This window comes from Paucibacter sp. M5-1, assembly GCF_027498415.2.
In the GTDB taxonomy this organism is placed as follows: Bacteria; Pseudomonadota; Gammaproteobacteria; order Burkholderiales; family Burkholderiaceae_C; genus Roseateles_E.
Window position 1 is genome coordinate 5,708,644 of the sequence record NZ_JAPZLM020000001.1, and the last position, 17,413, is coordinate 5,726,056.

At 67.4% G+C, this 17,413-nt stretch carries 16 protein-coding genes; 11 read left to right on the forward strand and 5 right to left on the reverse strand.

What is annotated here, in order from left to right; all coding sequences use genetic code 11:
- Nucleotides 1-136: 136 nt before the first annotated feature.
- The 5 genes from O5M90_RS27005 to kynB all read right to left on the reverse strand — a co-directional run bounded on the left by O5M90_RS27005 (nt 137) and on the right by kynB (nt 5,410).
- Complete coding sequence (locus tag O5M90_RS27005) at nt 137-475, reverse strand: hypothetical protein (RefSeq protein WP_269840875.1); 339 nt, start codon at nt 473-475, stop codon at nt 137-139.
- A gap of 206 nt (nt 476-681) precedes the next feature.
- Complete coding sequence (locus O5M90_RS27010) at nt 682-2,493, reverse strand: aminopeptidase P family protein (RefSeq protein WP_269840874.1); 1,812 nt, start codon at nt 2,491-2,493, stop codon at nt 682-684.
- A 52-nt stretch (nt 2,494-2,545) separates the two neighbouring features.
- Nucleotides 2,546-3,370 carry a tryptophan 2,3-dioxygenase gene (gene kynA / locus O5M90_RS27015; protein ID WP_269840873.1) on the reverse strand — a complete coding sequence of 275 codons (825 nt, stop codon included), beginning with the start codon at nt 3,368-3,370 and terminating at the stop codon, nt 2,546-2,548.
- A gap of 101 nt (nt 3,371-3,471) precedes the next feature.
- Nucleotides 3,472-4,770, reverse strand: a complete 1,299-nt coding sequence (gene kynU / locus O5M90_RS27020; protein WP_269840872.1) for a kynureninase — start codon at nt 4,768-4,770, stop codon at nt 3,472-3,474.
- A 13-nt stretch (nt 4,771-4,783) separates the two neighbouring features.
- The gene (gene kynB, locus O5M90_RS27025; RefSeq protein WP_269840871.1) at nt 4,784-5,410 is read right to left on the reverse strand and encodes an arylformamidase; all 627 of its coding nucleotides are present in this window, start codon (nt 5,408-5,410) and stop codon (nt 4,784-4,786) included.
- Between the two features lie 206 nt (nt 5,411-5,616).
- Between kynB and O5M90_RS27030 the strand changes: the two genes are divergently transcribed.
- The 11 genes from O5M90_RS27030 to O5M90_RS27080 all read left to right on the forward strand — a co-directional run bounded on the left by O5M90_RS27030 (nt 5,617) and on the right by O5M90_RS27080 (nt 17,411).
- Complete coding sequence (locus tag O5M90_RS27030; protein WP_269840870.1) at nt 5,617-7,959, forward strand: bifunctional salicylyl-CoA 5-hydroxylase/oxidoreductase; 2,343 nt, start codon at nt 5,617-5,619, stop codon at nt 7,957-7,959.
- 1 nt (nt 7,960) lies between these two features.
- On the forward strand, nt 7,961-8,716 hold the full coding sequence (locus O5M90_RS27035; RefSeq protein ID WP_269840869.1) for an SDR family NAD(P)-dependent oxidoreductase: 756 nt from the start codon (nt 7,961-7,963) through the stop codon (nt 8,714-8,716).
- Nucleotides 8,716-9,201, forward strand: a complete 486-nt coding sequence (locus O5M90_RS27040; protein ID WP_269840868.1) for a MarR family winged helix-turn-helix transcriptional regulator — start codon at nt 8,716-8,718, stop codon at nt 9,199-9,201. The genes O5M90_RS27035 and O5M90_RS27040 overlap by 1 nt, the downstream gene beginning before the upstream one ends.
- Before the next feature lie 15 nt (nt 9,202-9,216).
- A complete protein-coding gene (locus O5M90_RS27045) occupies nt 9,217-10,056 on the forward strand; it encodes an enoyl-CoA hydratase family protein (RefSeq protein ID WP_269840867.1) in 840 nt (279 codons plus the stop codon).
- 1 nt (nt 10,057) lies between these two features.
- The gene (locus O5M90_RS27050) at nt 10,058-11,203 is read left to right on the forward strand and encodes an acyl-CoA dehydrogenase family protein (RefSeq protein ID WP_269840866.1); all 1,146 of its coding nucleotides are present in this window, start codon (nt 10,058-10,060) and stop codon (nt 11,201-11,203) included.
- Between the two features lie 12 nt (nt 11,204-11,215).
- Entirely contained in the window at nt 11,216-12,841 is a 1,626-nt protein-coding gene (locus O5M90_RS27055) for an AMP-binding protein (RefSeq protein WP_269840865.1), read from the forward strand.
- Between the two features lie 66 nt (nt 12,842-12,907).
- Nucleotides 12,908-14,059 (forward strand): ABC transporter substrate-binding protein, encoded by a 1,152-nt coding sequence (locus tag O5M90_RS27060; protein ID WP_269841096.1) that lies wholly within the window; start codon nt 12,908-12,910, stop codon nt 14,057-14,059.
- Nucleotides 14,059-14,979 carry a branched-chain amino acid ABC transporter permease gene (locus O5M90_RS27065; protein ID WP_137942282.1) on the forward strand — a complete coding sequence of 307 codons (921 nt, stop codon included), beginning with the start codon at nt 14,059-14,061 and terminating at the stop codon, nt 14,977-14,979. The genes O5M90_RS27060 and O5M90_RS27065 overlap by 1 nt, the downstream gene beginning before the upstream one ends.
- A gap of 2 nt (nt 14,980-14,981) precedes the next feature.
- Nucleotides 14,982-15,944 carry a branched-chain amino acid ABC transporter permease gene (locus O5M90_RS27070; RefSeq protein WP_269840864.1) on the forward strand — a complete coding sequence of 321 codons (963 nt, stop codon included), beginning with the start codon at nt 14,982-14,984 and terminating at the stop codon, nt 15,942-15,944.
- On the forward strand, nt 15,937-16,701 hold the full coding sequence (locus tag O5M90_RS27075) for an ABC transporter ATP-binding protein (RefSeq protein ID WP_269840863.1): 765 nt from the start codon (nt 15,937-15,939) through the stop codon (nt 16,699-16,701). The genes O5M90_RS27070 and O5M90_RS27075 overlap by 8 nt, the downstream gene beginning before the upstream one ends.
- Nucleotides 16,698-17,411, forward strand: a complete 714-nt coding sequence (locus O5M90_RS27080; protein WP_440402480.1) for an ABC transporter ATP-binding protein — start codon at nt 16,698-16,700, stop codon at nt 17,409-17,411. The genes O5M90_RS27075 and O5M90_RS27080 overlap by 4 nt, the downstream gene beginning before the upstream one ends.
- Nucleotides 17,412-17,413: the final 2 nt, after the last annotated feature.

Below are 17,413 nucleotides of genomic sequence, written 5' to 3' on the forward strand. Positions count from 1 at the left end.
GTGCGCAGAGGGGCAGAGCGTGGGTCGCGAAGAAAACAAGGTCCCGAAGCGCAGCGGAATCGGATCCGGGAGGCTTGGGGACCTTGTTCAACCGACGCTGCTTAGAGCGGCCGGCCGAAACTCATGAAGACAGGGCTCAGTTGCGGTCGGCGCGCGGGGCACGCTCGGTCAGCGTCGCGTTGTCATTGCTGTTGCTGTTGCTGTTGCTGTTGCTGTTGCTGTCCGCCGGGCTGGTGCTCATCGGCGCCGGCGTGCTGTTGTCGACCGGCGGGGTTTGCATCGACGGTTGCTGGGTGCCCGCAGCCGGCTGCGTCATGCCGGTTCCTTGCGTTGGCTGATCGGCCGGCAGCGTCGACGGGGTCTGGCTGTTGGTGGTGGACGGGGTCTGTTCGGAGGTCTGCGCATAGGCCAGGCCGATGGCACCGACCAGGGCCGCTGCAGCAGAAATCGTCGTCAGGGTTTTCGAGACTTTCATGTCATTACTCCTTGATTGAGGTTCTGAGGGCTTCGTCAACAGAAGGCCGTGGGGCCTGACTCAAATCTAGGCTTCTGACCGGGGCAGAAGAATCGGAAGGTGGCGCTTGTGCCTGTAGGACTGTGGCTGTCAGCAATTGCTACCGCTGTAGGCGGCTGAAACGAAGAAGGGGCCGTGAGGCCCCTTGCTGGTGGTGTCGGCGGTCCTCAGATCGCCTGGGTGCGCTGCTGCAGCCAGGCCAGCGCCTGCGCACCGAGTAGCGGGCTCAGGCGCTGGCGGACTTCGGCGTGATAGCGGTTGAGCCAGTCGATCTCATCGCTGCGCATCAGGCTCAGGTCGATGCAGCGCGTGTCGATCGGGCACAGCGTCAGTGTCTCGAAGCGCAACATCTCGCCGAACTGGCCCTGCTCGGGCGTGTCGTGAGGGACGTTCAGGATCAGGTTCTCGATGCGCACGCCCCATTGGCCGGGACGGTACACGCCGGGCTCGTTGGAGGTGATCATGCCGGGTTCCATCGCCATGTTCGCATCGGGCACGGCCTTGGAGATGCTTTGCGGGCCTTCATGGACGTTCATGAAGTAGCCGACGCCATGGCCGGTGCCATGGCCGAAGTCCAGGCCCTGCTCCCACATCGGCACGCGGGCCAGCGCATCCAGCATCGGGCTCAGCGTGCCGCGCGGGAACACCGCGCGGCTGAGGTTGATCATGCCCTTGAGCACTAGCGTGTAGTCGCGCTTCTGCGCGGCGTTGACCTGGCCGATCGGCCAGACCCGGGTGATGTCGGTCGTGCCGCCCAGGTACTGGGCGCCGGAGTCGATCAGCAGCAGGCCGTCGCCCCGGATCTCGGCATGGGATTCGGGCGTGGCACGGTAGTGCGGCATCGCGCCATTGCTGTTGAAGCCGGCGATGGTCGGGAAGCTCAGGCCCACGAAGCCGGGACGCTTGACCCGCTCGGCCGTCAGCTTCTCGTCGATGGTGATCTCGGTGATGCGCTCGCCGCGCGCCTGCGCCGCCTCGAACCAGGCGTAGAACTCGCACATCGCGGCGCCGTCCTGTGCCATGGCCTCGCGCACGAAGCCGGCCTCGGCGGCGGTCTTGCGGCTCTTGGCCAGGGTGCTGGGGTTGATGGCCTCGACCACGCGCACCTGGTCCGGGGCCGCCTCGCGCAGGCCCAGCGTCACTCGCTTGGGGTCCAGCAGCAGCACGGCCTCGGCGGGCAGGGCGGCCAGGGCCTGCGGCGCCTGGGCATAGTCGGCCACGCGCACGCCATCGGCCGCCAGCCGGGCCTGCAGCTCGGCCGGCAGCTTGCCGGCGCCAACGAACAGCGTGGCGCTGTGGGCATCGAGCAGCAGATGGGCCAGGAAGACCGGGTTGTAGTCGACATCGGCGCCGCGCAGGTTCAGCAGCCAGGCGACATCGTCGACCGTGGAGATGAAGTGGTGGCTGGCGCCCTTGGCCAGCATCCCGGCGCGCACCTGGGCCAGCTTGTCGGCACGGCTGACGGCCGCGTGCGGCGGCAGGTGTTCATAGATGGCCGCAGCGGGCAGGCCGGCGCGACCCTCCCAGGCGGCCTCGACCACATCGACGTCGGTGCGCAGCTTGATGCCGGCGCGCAGCATCGCGGCGCGCAGCTGCTGGGCCAGCGCCAGGCCCAGCACCTGGCCGTCCACCGCCAGGGCCTGGCCGGCTTGCAGCTGCTCGGCAATCCACTCGATGTAATGGGTGGCCGCACCGGTCGGTATCTTGACCAGTTCGACCCCGGTGCCGGCCAGCTCGCGCTCGGCCTGCGACCAGTAGCGGCTGTCGGCGAACACCGCGGCGCGCTCCAGCGTCACGACCAGGGTGCCCATCGAGCCGCTGAAGCCCGACAGCCATTGCCGGCCCTGCCAGCGTTCGGGCAGGTACTCGGACAGATGGGGATCGGCCGAGGGCACGAGGGCGGCATGGGTGCCGCTGGCACGCAGGGCGTCGCGCACGCGCTCGATGCGCAGGGTGATGGGGGAGCTGCGGGTGTCCATGATGTCTCCGGCATGGCGCCTCGTGAGCGCCGTTGTGGGCTGAGCCGCGATTCTAGAGCTCGGTGCGCAGGGTCCAGAGTTCGGGGAACAGCACCACGTCCAGCATCTTGCGCAGATAGCTGACGCCACCGGTGCCGCCGGTGCCGCGCTTGAAGCCGATCACCCGCTCCACCGTCGTCACATGGCGGAAGCGCCAGAGCCGGAAGGCGTCCTCCAGATCGACCAGCTCCTCGCCCATCTGGTACAGATCCCAGTAAGCCTTGGGGTCGCGGTAGACCTGCAGCCAGGCGGCCTGCACGCCTTCGTCGGCCGCATAGGGCAGGGTCCAGTCGCGCGCGGTGTGGCTGGCGGGCAGGGCGATGCCGCGCCGGGCCATCAGGCGCAGGACCTCGTCGTACAGCGAAGGGGTCTCGTAGGCCTGCTGCACCGCGGCCAGCAGATCGGGCCGGTGCGCATGGGGCTTGAGCATGGCCGCGTTCTTGTTGCCCAGCATGAACTCGATCTGGCGGTATTGCGCGCTCTGGAAGCCGCTGCTATTGGACAGATAGGGCCGGATCGCGCTGTACTCGGGCGGCGTCATCGTGCCCAAGACATCCCAGGCATGGACCAGCTGTTCCATGATGCGCGAGACCCGGGCCAGCATCTTGAAGGCCTCGGGCAGCTGGTCGGCCGCGACATGGCGCACCGCGCCATGCAGCTCGTGCAGCATCAGCTTCATCCACAGCTCCGAGGTCTGGTGCTGGACGATGAAGAGCATCTCGTTGTGGTCGGGCGAGAGCGGGTGCTGGGCGCTCAGCACCTGGTCCAGGTGCAGATAGTCGCCGTAGCTCATGTCCTTGGAGAAGTCGAGCTGGGCGCCGTGAAAAGAGGCCCCCACGTCGCTACGCTCCTGCCCCCCGAGGGGGCAGCCGCTGCCTTGGGGCGGCCCGGCGTCAGCGGCGTCCTTGACGACGTTTTCGGTGTGATGCAGAGGGCAACTCATGTGACCGCCGATTTCTCATTGAAACGTGCTTCTTGCCATTCGCCGCTGGCCAGCACCTGGCGCAGATGCTCGATGGCGTCCCAGACCTCGGCGAAGCCGATGTACAGCGGCGTGAAGCCGAAGCGCAGGATGTGCGGCACCTGGTCCAGCCGGGCCGGATCGCCGGCGCGGAAATCGCCGATCACGCCGCGCGCGATCAGGGCCTGGACCACGGCATAGCCGGCCTGCTCCAGCGGTGTGTGCAGGGCCAGGCAGACCTGGCTGCCGCGCCGCGCGGCCTCGCGCGGCGACACCACATAAACGCCCAGTTCGCTGCAACGCTCCTCGGCCAATGCCGCGAAGGCCTCGGTCAGCGCCAGCGACTTCTCGCGCAGCGCCGCCATGCCGCCCAGCGGCTCGGCCGCCAGCACGGTGTCGACGCCGCATTCCAGCGCCGAGCTCGCGATCACCGAGGGCGTGCCGCAGACATAGCGGCGCACGCCGGGCGCGGGCTGGTAGCCAGGGGTGAACTGGAAGGGCGCGGCATGGCCCATCCAGCCGGACAAGGGCTGCCAGAAGCGGTCGGTGTGGCGCGGATGCACCCAGACAAAAGCCGGGGCGCCGGGGCCGCCGTTCAGGTATTTGTAGCCGCAGCCAATGGCGAAGTCGGCCTTGGCACCGTTCAGATCCACCGGCACCGCGCCGGCCGAATGGGCCAGGTCCCAGACGGTCAGCGCGCCGGCGGCCTGCGCGGCGGCGGTCAGCGCTGCCATGTCGTGCCGGTAGCCGGTGCGGTAGTTGACCTCGGTGAGCATCAGCACGGCGAGATCGGCGTTCAAGGTACTCGGAATCTCGTCCACGCTGTCCACCAGCTTCAGTGTCATGCCGTGCTGGGCGCACAGGCTTTCGGCGATATAGAGATCGGTCGGGAAGTTGCTGCGCTCGGAGACGATCAGCTTGCGCTGCGGGGCATCGGCCTGCGCGATGCGGATCGCGGCGGCCAGCACCTTGTAGAGGTTCAGCGAGGTCGAGTCCGCAACGATCAGCTCGCCCGGCGCCGCGCCCACCAGGCGGGCGATCTTGTCGCCGACCCGCTCGGGCAGGTGCATCCAGTCGGCCGTGTTCCAGCTCTTGATCAGGTCCTGGCCCCATTCGCGGGCGATCACGTCCTGCACGCGGGCGGCGGTGGCTTTGGGCAGCACGCCCAGCGAATTGCCGTCCAGATAGATCACGCCCGCAGGCAGATCGAACTGCGCCTTCAAGCCGCGCAGCGGATCGCTGGCATCGCGGGCCAGCGCTTCATCTCTTGTCTTCATCGTTTTCACTCCATCAAAGCGCGCGCAAGACGGCGCGCACGGGGGATGCACAGGCGCCAGCCAGCTTCAGCGGCAGCGCGATCAATTCATAGTCGCCCTCGGCGACCTCGTCGAGCACCAGGTTCTCCAGCACGCGCAGGTCCAGGCGCAAGAGCTGCTGGTGGCTGTCCAGGCTCTTGCTGCTGGCCGGATCGACCGAGGGCGTGTCCAGGCCGATCAGGCGCACGCCCTGGGCGGCCAGCCATTCGACGGTCTCGGGCGCATAGGCGGTGAAGTCCGGGTTCCAGACGGTGTCGGCCCTCTCGCAGCAGCGCACCAGCACGCGCTGTGGCAGGTCCGCCGTCGCGTGTTGCAGATGGGCGATGCGTATCAGCGGCCCGCAGCCGATCGCATGGATCACGCGGCAGGGGCCTAGATAGGCGTCCAGATCGACCTCGGCCGCGCTGGCCACACCGTCGGCATAGTGCAGCGGCGCATCGGCATGCGCGCCGACATGGGGCGACATCGTGATCGCGCTCAGATTGACCGGACATTGGGGCGACAGCCGCGCGGTCCAGCGCAGCGCATAGGGCTCGTCGCCCGGGAACAGGGGCGAATCGCTCGCCACGACGGGGGAGATATCCCAGAGGCGTCGTTTCATGGAGGACTCCTTTTCAACAGCGGCGGCACCTTAACAAGGCACAGCGGGCCGTGGTGTCGGTTAATTCCAACAGGACTTGAAAGCGGCGTTCGGTGCATGTTTCACCGCCTGGCATCGCGGGTAAGTCCCGAGTTTGGCACAGGCTGAAAGTAATTGACACCTAAACTATCGATGCCTAAAGTTGGCTCAACTCTGGAGATCCAGGAATGCGCATCACCTGCATAGGCGGCGGTCCCGCCGGTCTGTATTTCGCGCTGCTGATGAAGCAGCAGGACCCGGCCAACGAGGTCACCGTGCTGGAGCGCAACCGCGCCGGCGACACCTTCGGCTGGGGTGTCGTTTTCTCCGACCAGACCCTGGCGGCGCTGCGCGAGGCCGACCCCAAGACGGCCGGGCAGATCCTCGACGCCTTCAACCACTGGGACGATATCGCCGTCCACATCAAGGGCAGCACCCAGATCTCCGGCGGCCATGGCTTCTGCGGTATCGGCCGTATGAAATTGCTGAACATCCTGCAGGAGCGTTGCACCGAGCTGGGCGTGGAGATCCGTTACCAGAGCGATGTGCAGGACGATGCCGACATCGACGCCGACCTGATCATCGCGGCCGACGGTCTGAACAGCCGGCTGCGCACAAAATACGCCGCCACCTACCAGCCCGATATCGATCTGCGCCAGTGCCGCTTTGTCTGGCTGGGCACGACCAAGCTGTTCGACGCCTTCACCTTCGACTTCCAGCAGACCGAATGGGGCTGGTTTCAGGCCCATGCCTACCGCTTCGACGAGACGCACTCGACCTTCATCGTCGAGGCGCCCGAGTCGGTCTGGCAGGCCGCCGGCCTGGAAGCGATGAGCAAGGAGGAGGGCATTGCCTTCTGTGAAAAACTGTTCGCCAAGGTGCTGGACGGCCACAAGCTGATCTCCAACGCCTCGCATCTGCGCGGCTCGGCGCAGTGGATACGCTTCCCACGCGTGGTCTGCAAGCGCTGGGTGCATCACAACGGCCGCGCGCCGGTGGTTTTGATGGGTGATGCAGCCCACACCGCGCACTTCTCGATCGGCTCCGGCACCAAGCTGGCGCTGGAGGATGCGATCGGCCTGGCACGGGATATCGGCGCCCATGGCGGCGACCTGACAGCGGCGCTGCAGCACTATGAGGCGACCCGCAGCATCGAGGTCTTGCGCATCCAGAACGCCGCGCGCAACTCGACCGAGTGGTTCGAGAACGTGGCCCGCCACGCGAATCTGGAGCCCGAACAATTCGCCTACTCGCTGCTGACCCGCTCGCAGCGCATCTCGCACGAGAACCTGCGGCTGCGCGATGCCGGCTATGTGGAGCGCTTCGAGCACTGGCTGGGCCAGCGCAGCGGCATCAGCAAGGCCGTGCCGCCGATGTTCACGCCCTTCACGCTGAAGGGCCTGAGCTTGAAGAACCGTGTCGTCGTCTCGCCGATGGCGCAGTACTCCTGCGTCGACGGAATGCCCGGCGACTACCATCTGACGCATCTGGGCGCCCGCGCCATGGGTGGTGCCGGCCTGGTGTTCGCCGAAATGACCTGCCCCTCGGCCGATGGGCGCATCACGCCGGGCTGCCCGGGCCTCTACACCGACGAGCAGGGCGCCGCGTGGCAGCGCATCGTCGATTTCGTCCATGCCCACAGCACGGCCAAGATCGCGATCCAGATCGGCCATGCCGGCGCCAAGGGCTCGACCCGGGTCGCTTGGGAGGGCATCGACCAGCCGCTGCAGAGCGGCAACTGGCCGCTGATCTCGGCCTCGCCGCAGCAGTATCTGGACGGGGTCAGCCAGGTCTCGCGGGCGATGATGCGGGACGATATGGACCGTGTGCGGGACGACTTTGTCGCGGCTACGAAGCGCGCGCTGGCGGCCGGCTTTGACTGGCTGGAGCTGCATTGCGCCCACGGCTATCTGCTGTCCAGCTTCATCTCGCCGCTGACCAACCAGCGTAGCGACGAGTACGGCGGTGCGTTGGAGAACCGGCTGCGCTATCCGCTCGAAGTGTTTGCCGCGATGCGCGCGATCTGGCCGCAAGACAGGCCGATGTCGGTACGGATCTCGGCGCATGACTGGGTCGAGGGCGGCATCACGCCCGAAGACGCGGTGCAGATCGCTGCGGCCTTCAAGGCGGCCGGCGCCGACCTGATTGACGTCTCTTCGGGCCAGGTCAGCAAAAAGGAAAAGCCAACCTATGGCCGCATGTGGCAGACGCCGTTCTCCGAGAGCATCCGCAACCGCGTCGGCATCGCGACGATCGCGGTCGGCGCGATCTCCGAGGCCGATCATGTCAACAGCATCATCGCGGCCGGCCGTGCCGATCTGTGCGCGATCGCCCGCCCGCATCTGGCCAACCCGGCCTGGACGCTGACCGAGGCCGCGCGCATCGGCTACCTGGGCGGGCAGGGCGTGGACTGGCCGCCGCAATACCAGGCCGGCAAGGTGCAGCTGGAGCGCGAGTTCGAGCGGCAGCGGGCCCAGGCCGGCGCGGGCATGTCGGCGCTGGAGCAGGCCAACAAGGCCTTGGGGGTTTGACGTGACTGAACTTCAAGGACTGCATGCGGTGGTGACCGGCGGCGGCAGCGGGATCGGCGCGGCGGTGGCGGCTCGCCTGCTGGCGGGCGGCGCGCGCGTGACGCTGATGGGCCGCAGCATCGAGAAGCTGCAGGCGCAGCAGGCGCGGCTCGGCGGCGATGTTGCGGTGCAGACCGTCGACATCGGCGATGAGGCCAGCGTGAAAGCGGCCTTTGCCGCGGTAGGGCCGGTCGACATCCTGGTCAACAACGCCGGCCAGGTCGAAACCGCGCCGCTGCATCGCACCAGCCTGGCGTTGTGGCAGCAGTTGCTCAATGTCAATCTGACCGGCACTTTTCTGTGCTCGCGCGAGGTGATGGCGGGCATGAGCGAGCGCGGCTTCGGCCGCATCATCAATGTGGCCAGCACCGCCGCGCTGAAGGGTTATGCCTATGTGGCGGCCTATTGCGCGGCCAAGCATGGCGTGCTCGGGCTGACACGGGCGATGGCGTTGGAGCTGGCTCGCAAGGGCGTGACGGTCAACGCGGTCTGCCCAGGCTATACCGAAACCGACATCGTTGCGCAGGCGGTGGCGACCATCAGCGAGAAGACGGGTCGCAGCGCCGAGGCGGCGCGCGCCGAGTTGGCCGCCGCCAACCCGCAGGGCCGGCTGGTGCAGCCCGAGGAAGTGGCCGCCAGCGTGCTGTGGCTGGCGCGGCGCGACAGTGCTGCGATCACCGGGCAGGCGATCGCGGTCTGCGGCGGGGAGGTGATGTGATGCTGGATGAGAGTCCCGACATCGAGTCCCGCGTCAATGACCAGGACCACCAGGCGCTGAAGCTGTGGCTGCGCCTGCTGGCCTGCACGACGCGCATCGAGGACCAGATCCGCCAGCGCCTGCGCCATGATTTCGCGACCACCTTGCCGCGCTTCGATCTGCTGGCCCAGCTGGAGCGGCATCCGCAAGGCCTGGCGATGCGCGAGCTGTCGCAGCGCCTGATGGTCACCGGCGGCAATGTCACCGGCATCACCGATCAATTGGAGGCCGAAGGGCTGGTGCAGCGCGAGCCGCACGCGACCGACCGCCGCAGCTTCACCGTCAAGCTGACGCCGGCCGGCAAGCGCCAGTTCAAGCGCATGGCCGCGACGCACGAGGGCTGGATTGTCGAGCTGCTCAGCGGCTGGAGCGCCGAGGAGAAGGCCCAGGTCTATGCACTGCTGGCGGGGCTGAAGACCCATCTGGCCGAGACAACGAGGAAGTAGAAAGAAAGAAGTCATATGGACCAACATCTGATCGCCGGCAATCGCCGCAGCCTGGCGGGTTTGGCGCCGCAGCACTTCGGCTGGCGCCAGGAGGGCGCGGTCGGCGTGATCACGCTGAACCGGCCCGAGCGCAAGAACCCGCTGACCTTCGAGTCCTATGCCGAGCTGCGCGATTTGTTCCGCACGCTGAGCTATGTGGACGAGGTCGGCGTCATCGTCGTGCAGGGCGCCGGTGGCAATTTCTGCTCCGGCGGCGATGTGCACGAGATCATCGGCCCGCTCACAAAGATGAGCATGCCGGATCTGCTGGCCTTCACCCGCATGACCGGCGATCTGGTCAAGGCGATGCGGGCTTGCCCGCAGCCGGTGATCTCGGCCATCGACGGGGTCTGCGCCGGCGCCGGCGCCATCATCGCGATGGCCTCGGACCTGCGCGTCGGCACCGCGCGCAGCAAGACCGCCTTTCTGTTCACCCGCGTCGGCCTGGCCGGCTGCGATATGGGCGCCTGCTCCATCCTGCCGCGCATCGTCGGCCAGGGCCGCGCCTCGGACCTGCTGTATTCGGGCCGCAGCCTCGGCGGCGAGGAGGGCCTGAGCTGGGGCTTCATGAACCGGCTGGCCGAGCCCGAGGCGCTGGAAGCCACTGCGCTGGCCTGGGCCGCGCAGATCGCCGAAGGGCCGGGCTTCGGCCATGCGATGACCAAGAAGATGCTGCACCAGGAATGGGCCATGGGCGTCGACGAGGCGATCGAGTCGGAAGCGCAGGCCCAGGCGATCTGCATGATGACCCAGGACTTCCATCGCGCGTATCACGCCTTTGTCGCCAAGCAGCGACCCGTCTTCGAGGGCAACTGAGATGCATCTGAAACACCTGGCCTGGCCCTTCTTTGACGACAAGCACCGTGTGCTGGCACGCGAGCTGGATGCCTGGTGCGCCACGCACCTGGATCATGCACACGGTGAAGACGATGTCGACGCCCAGTGCAAGCAACTGGTCAAGGCCCTGGGCGCGGCCGGCTGGCTGAACCACGCGGTGGCTGGCGAGGGCGAGGCCATCGACACCCGGGCGATCTGTCTGCTGCGCGAGACCTTGGCGCGGTATAACGGCCTGGCCGATTTCGCCTTCGCGATGCAGGGCCTGGGCTCGGGCGCGATCTCGCTGATGGGCACGCCGGCGCAGCGCGAACGCTACTTGCCGCGCGTGGCGCGCGGCGAGGCGCTGGCGGCGTTTGCGCTGTCCGAGCCCGAGGCCGGCTCCGATGTCGCGGCGATGCAGTGCAGCGCCACCGAGGACGGCGACGGCTATCTGTTGAACGGCGAGAAGACCTGGATCTCCAACGGGGGCATCGCGGATTTCTATGTGCTGTTCGCGCGCACTGGGGAAGCTCCGGGATCGCGTGGCATCAGCGCCTTCATCGTCGATGCGGGACTGCCGGGCTTCGAGATCGCCGAGCGCATCGACGTGATCGCCCCGCACCCGCTGGCGCGGCTGAAGTTCACGAACTGCCGCGTGGCCAAGAGCCAGATGATCGGCGCGCCGGGCGAGGGCTTCAAGGTGGCGATGCGCACCCTGGATGTGTTCCGCACCTCGGTCGCCGCTGCCGCACTGGGCTTTGCACGGCGCGCGCTGCAGGAAGGTTTGCGCCAGGCGCACGAGCGGCCGATGTTTGGCGCGACTCTTGCTGATCTGCCCTTGACGCAGGCCAAGCTGGCCGAGATGGCCTGCACGGTGGACAGCGCGGCCCTCCTGGTCTACCGCGCCGCCTGGCAGCGCGATCAAGGCCACAACATCACCCGCGAAGCGGCCATGGCCAAGCTGATGGCCACCGAGGGCGCGCAGCAGGTGATCGACGCCGCCGTGCAGCTGCACGGTGGGCGCGGCGTGCGGCGCGGCGAGATCGTCGAGTCGCTGTACCGCGAGATCCGCGCGCTGCGGATCTACGAGGGGGCCAGCGAAGTCCAGCAGTTGATCATCGGTCGAGACCTACTGAAGAACGGTTGAAGAGAAGACGACATGAGCTACACCGCCCACCTGGATACCTTTGCACGCGACAACCTCCCGCCCAAGGACCAGTGGCCGGAGCTGGTCTTCGATCTGCCCGAGCTGCAGTTCCCCGAGCGGCTGAACTGCGCGCAGGAGTTGCTGGACCGCTGGGTCGAGCAGGGGCAGGGCGAGCGTTTGTGCATGCAGGGCGTCGTCGTGCACTGGACCTATGCGCAATTGCAGGCCCAGGCCAACCGCATCGCCCGCGTGCTGGTCGAGGACCTGGGCGTGGTGCCCGGCAACCGGGTGCTGCTGCGCGGCGCGAACACGCCGCAGATGGCGGCCTGCTGGTTCGCGATCATGAAGGTCGGCGCCATCGCGGTGGCGACGATGCCGCTGCTGCGCGCCAAGGAGCTGTGCCAGGTGGTGCAGAAAGCCCAGGTCAGCCATGCGCTGTGCGATGCACGCCTGGCCGAGGAGCTGAGGCTGGCGCAGGCGCAATGCCCGACGCTGAAATCGGTCGCTTATTACTTCAGCGAGGCCCCGGACGGCCTCGAGGCCCGCGCCGCCGGCAAGCCCGCCGCGTTCGCCAATATCGAGACCGCTTCTGATGATTGCTGCATCATCGCCTTCACCTCGGGCACGACCGGCGAGCCCAAGGGCACGATGCATTTCCACCGCGACGTGATGGCGATCTGCCGCTGCTGGCCGCCCCATGTGTTGCGGCCCGAGGCGTCGGACATCTTCATCGGCAGCCCGCCGCTGGCCTTCACCTTCGGCCTGGGTGGCCTGGTGCTGTTCCCGATGAGCGTGGGCGCCTCGACCGTGCTGCTGGAAAAAGCCGGGCCCGACGCCTTGCTGCCGGCCATCGCCCAGTACCGCGCCACCGTCTGCTTCACCGCGCCGACCTCGTACCGGGTGATGGCGTCCCAAGCCGGCGCGCACGACATCGCCAGCCTGCGCAAATGCGTCAGCGCCGGCGAGGCGCTGCCGGCCGCCACCCGCCAGCTGTGGAAGGAGGCCACCGGCATCGAGATGATCGACGGCATCGGCGCCACCGAGCTGCTGCACATCTTCATCTCGCACACCGAGGCGCAGGCCAAGCCCGGCGCCACCGGCACGCCGGTGCCCGGCTACCGCGCCTGCGTGATGGACGACGAGGGCCAGGTCTTGCCCCCGGGGCAGATCGGCAAGCTGGCCGTCCAGGGGCCGACCGGCTGCCGCTACCTGGCCGACGCCCGCCAGGGCAAGTATGTGAAAAATGGCTGGAACCTGACCGGCGACGCCTATCTGATCGACGCTGAGGGCTTCTTCGTCTACCAGTCCCGCACCGACGACATGATCGTCTCGGGCGGCTACAACATCGCCGGCCCCGAGGTCGAGAGCGCCTTGCTGGCCCATCCCAAGGTGGCCGAGTGCGGCGTGGTCGGCGTGGCCGACGCGGAGCGCGGCCAGATCGTCAAGGCCTTTGTCGTGCTGCGTCCCGGTGTGCAGGAGCAGCTCGGGCAAGACCCGACCCTGGTGCGCGAGCTGCAGGACTATGTGAAGGCGAACATCGCCCCCTACAAATACCCCCGTGCGATAGAGTTCCGCGCCAGCCTGCCACGCACCGAGACCGGCAAGCTGCAACGATTCCGTCTGCGCCAAGAAGGCTGAACCATCCACCCCACCCCTACGGAGATTGGTATGAAGAAGAAAAACCTTGCTGTTCTGTATGCCGCGATGATGTTGGGACTCAGTGCCGCCGGCGGCAGCGCCTGGGCGGCGGACAAGGTCAAGATCGGTCTCTTGTCCACGCTGTCCGGCCCCGGTGCCGGCCTGGGTGTGGACATCCGCGACGGCTTCAATCTGGCCGTCAAGCATGCGGGTGGCAAGTTCGGCGGTCTGCCGGTCGAGGTGATCACGGCCGACGACCAGCAGAACCCCGATGTCGCCAAGCAGACCTCGGAGCGCCTGCTCAAGCGCGACAAGGTCGACTTCATGACCGGCATCGTGTTCTCCAACATCATGCTGGCGGTCGGCCCCAGCGTCTTCGACAGCAAGACGCCTTACATCAGCGCCAATGCCGGCCCCTCGCAGTACGCCGGCGAGCAGTGCAACCCCTACTTCTTCAACGTCGCCTGGCAGAACGACAATCTGCACGAGGCGGTCGGCAAGACCGTGATGGACAAGGGCTTCAAGAAGGTCGTCGTGCTGGCGCCCAACTACCCGGCCGGCAAGGACGCGATCACCGGCTTCAAGCGTTTCTACAAGGGAGCGGTGGCCGACGAGATCTACACCAAGCTCGGCCAGCTGGACTATTCGGCCGAACTGGCCCAGGCCCGCGCCGCCAAGCCCGATGCGATGTATATCTTCCTGCCGGGCGGCATGGGCATCAACTTCATCAAGCAGTTCGTCGGCGCCGGCCTGTCCAAGGATGTGACCCTGTTCGGTCCCGGCTTCTCGGCCGACGAGGATGTGATCAAGGCGGTCGGCGAGCCGATGCTTGGCATGTTCAACAGCTCGCACTGGGCCCATGACATGGACAACCCGGCCAACAAGAAGTTCGTCGCCGACTTCCTGAAGGACTACGGCCGCCTGCCTTCGCTGTATGCCAGCCAGGGCTATGACGCGGCGCTGTCGATCGCCGCCGCGGTGCGCGACGTCAAGGGCAAGGTCGAGGACAAGGACGCGGTGCTGAAGGCGCTGAAGGCCGCGAAGTTCGACTCGGTGCGCGGGCCTTTCAAGTACAACAACAACCAGTACCCGGTGCAGGACTACTACCTGCGCGTGATCACCAAGGACACTCAGGGCCGTGTGACCAACAAGACACTCGGCAAGATCTTCTCGAATCACGCGGACGCCTATGCGGCCTCGTGCAAGATGAAGCTCTGATGGACTGGATCCTCGTTGTCGAGCAGGCCTTGAACGGCCTGCAGTTCGGGCTGATGCTGTTCCTGCTGGCCGCCGGGCTGACCCTGGTATTCGGCATCATGGACATGATCAACCTGGCCCATGGTTCGCTGTATATGGTGGGCGCCTATCTGATGGCGGCCGTCACCGAGGCCAGCGGATCGTTCGGCCTCGGCATAGGCGCGGCGCTGCTCGGCACGGCCGCCTTCGGCATGCTGCTGGAAGTGAGCCTGCTGCGCCGGCTCTATGCCCGCGATCATCTGAGCCAGGTGCTGGCGACCTTCGCGCTGATCCTGATCTGCAACGAGGGCGTGCGCATGATCTGGGGTGCGCAGCCGGTGCTCTTGAACACGCCGGCCGCGCTGTCGGGCCCGGTCGAGTTGCTGCCCGGCCTGATGTATCCGGCCTACCGGCTGCTGATCATCGGTGTCGGGCTGGCAGTGGCGGGGCTGCTCTACCTGCTGGTCACGCGCACCCGCATCGGCATGTGGGTGCGGGCCGGGGCCTCGAACCGCGCGATGGCCACCGCGATGGGGGTCAATATCCGCTGGTTGTTCACGGCGGTGTTCGGCTTCGGCGCGGCACTGTGCGCGCTGGCCGGCTCGCTCTTGGGGCCCATCCTGGCGGTGCAGGTGGGCATGGGCGAGAGCATCCTGATCCTGGCCTTTGTCGTCATCGTGATCGGCGGCATCGGCTCGATCCGTGGCGCCCTGGTCGGTGCGCTGCTGGTGGGCCTGGTCGATACCTGCAGCCGCACCTTGCTGCCGGCCCTGCTGCGCCAGCTGGCCTCGGCCGAGGTGGCCGCCAACCTGGGCCCGGCGCTGGCGTCGATCCTGATCTATGTCTTGATGGCGGCGGTGCTGTTCTGGAAGCCGCAGGGCCTGTTTCCGGCGAGAGGCTAATGATGGCGAGACAGAGTCAACTTCATCATCGCGGCCTGGGTCTGTGGACCTGGCCCTTGCTGGCCCTGCTGGCGGCGCTGCCGCCGCTGCTGACGGCATTCGGCCTGGAGTTCTATATCGGTGTGGCCAGCCGGCTGCTGATCTTCGCGATCGCCGCGTCCAGCCTGAACCTGATCCTCGGCTTTGGCGGCATGGTCAGTTTCGGCCATGCGGCTTTTGTCGGCCTGGGGGCCTACACGGTGGGCATTCTGATGGACGCCGGCGTGGCTTCGGCCTGGATCGCCTGGCCGGCGGCGATGCTGGTGTCGGGCCTGGCCGCCGCGCTGATCGGCGCGATCAGCCTGCGCACCCGGGGCGTCTACTTCATCATGATCACCCTGGCCTTTGCCCAGATGTTCTATTACCTGGTGATCTCGCTGAAGGCCTATGGCGGCGAAGACGGCCTGCCGCTGCCGTCGCGCTCGGCCCTGGGCGTCGATCTGAAGGACGACGCGATCTTCTTCTGGGTCGTGCTGACGCTGTTTGTTGCGGTGATGGGCCTGCTGCAGCGCCTGGTCAACTCGCCCTTCGGCTGGCTGCTGCAGGGCATCAAGGAAAACGAGACCCGCATGGGCGCGGTCGGCGCCCGTGTGTTTGCGGTGCAGTGGCAGGCCTTCGTGCTGGCCGGCGCGATCGCCGGGTTGGCCGGCGCGCTGCTGGCCAATCTGAACGGCCTGGTGACGCCGCACACCATGCACTGGTCGCAATCGGGCCAGCTGATGATCATGGTCATCCTTGGCGGTGCCGGTTCGCTATGGGGCGGGGCGCTGGGCGCGGCGGCCTTCCTGCTGCTGGAGGAGGTGCTCGCCGGCTACACCCTGCATTGGCAGATGGCGCTGGGCGTGGTGCTGCTGGGCGTGGTGCTGTTCGCGCCCCAGGGCCTGGTCGGGATGTTCAAGCGTAGAAGGAAGGCCGTCCATGGCTGAGCCGCTGCTGAAAGTCGAATCCCTGGTCAAGCGCTTCGGCGCGCTGGCCGCCACCGACCATGCCTCCTTCGAGGTGCACGCCGGGGAAGTCCATGCGCTGATCGGCCCGAACGGCGCCGGCAAGACCACCTTGATCCACCAGATCTCCGGGGCGATGGCCTCGGATGCCGGCCGGATCCACTTCGCCGGGCAAGACCTGACGCCCGTCGGCATGGCCGCCCGGGTGCGCGCCGGCCTGGTGCGCTCCTACCAGATCACCAGCATCTTCAAGCGCTTCTCGGTGCTGGACAACCTGGCGCTGGCGGTGCAGGCGCGCCGGCCGGGTCAGCCGAGCTGGTGGCGCGCGGCCGTCAAGGACGAAGCCGCCTATGCCGAGGCTTCTGCGCTGCTGGAGCGCATCGCCCTGGGCCGGCATGCAGACCGACCTGCTGGCAGCCTGGGCCATGGCGAGCAGCGCCAGCTGGAGGTGGGCCTGGCCCTGGCCGCGCGGCCGCGCCTGCTGCTGCTGGACGAGCCGATGGCGGGCATGGGGCCGGACGAATCGGAGCGCATGGTCGAGCTGCTGCAATCCTTGCGCGCGCAAGACCTGACCCTGCTTCTGGTGGAACATGATATGGACGCGGTGTTCCGGCTGGCCGACCGCATCTCCACTTTGGTTTTTGGCAAGGTCATCGCCAGCGGCACGCCGGCCGAGATCCGCGAGCATCCCGAGGTCAAGAAGGCCTATCTGGGTGATGAGATGGAGGCGGCGCTGTGAGCGAAGCCATTCTCGAGATCAGCGGGCTGGAAGCCTGCTACGGCAGCAGCCAGGTGCTGTTCGGCCTGGACCTGCAGATCAGGGCCGGCGAGGTCGTGACCCTGCTGGGCCGCAATGGCATGGGCAAGAGCACGACGCTGCGCTGCCTGACCGGCTGGATGGCCCCGAGCCAGGGCCGCATCCGCTTTGCCGGCCAGGATGTCACCGGCTGGAGCGCCGACCGCATCGCGCGCCTGGGCCTGGCCATCGTGCCAGAGGGCCGGCAGATCTTTCCCAACCTGTCGGTGCGCGAGCATCTGCAGGCCTTTGCCGGCAACCGCAGCGGCGCGAGCCAGCCCTGGGATGTCGAGCGGGTGTTCGAGCTGTTCCCGCGGCTGCGCGAGCGGGCCTCGAATATGGGCAACCAGCTCTCCGGCGGCGAGCAGCAGATGCTGGCCATCGGCCGGGCGCTGGTGACGAATCCCAAGCTGATGATTCTGGACGAGGCCACCGAGGGCCTGGCCCCGCTGATACGCGAGGAGATCTGGCGCTGCCTGGATCGGCTGCGCGAGGCCGGGCAGACGATTCTGGTGGTGGACAAGTATGTGCGGCGCCTGATCCGCCTGGCCGACCGGCACAGCATCCTGGAGCGCGGCAAGGTGGTCTGGGCCGGCGACTCGGCCGCGCTGGATGCCGACCACGGCCTGTGGCAGCGTTATCTGGGGGTCTGAGC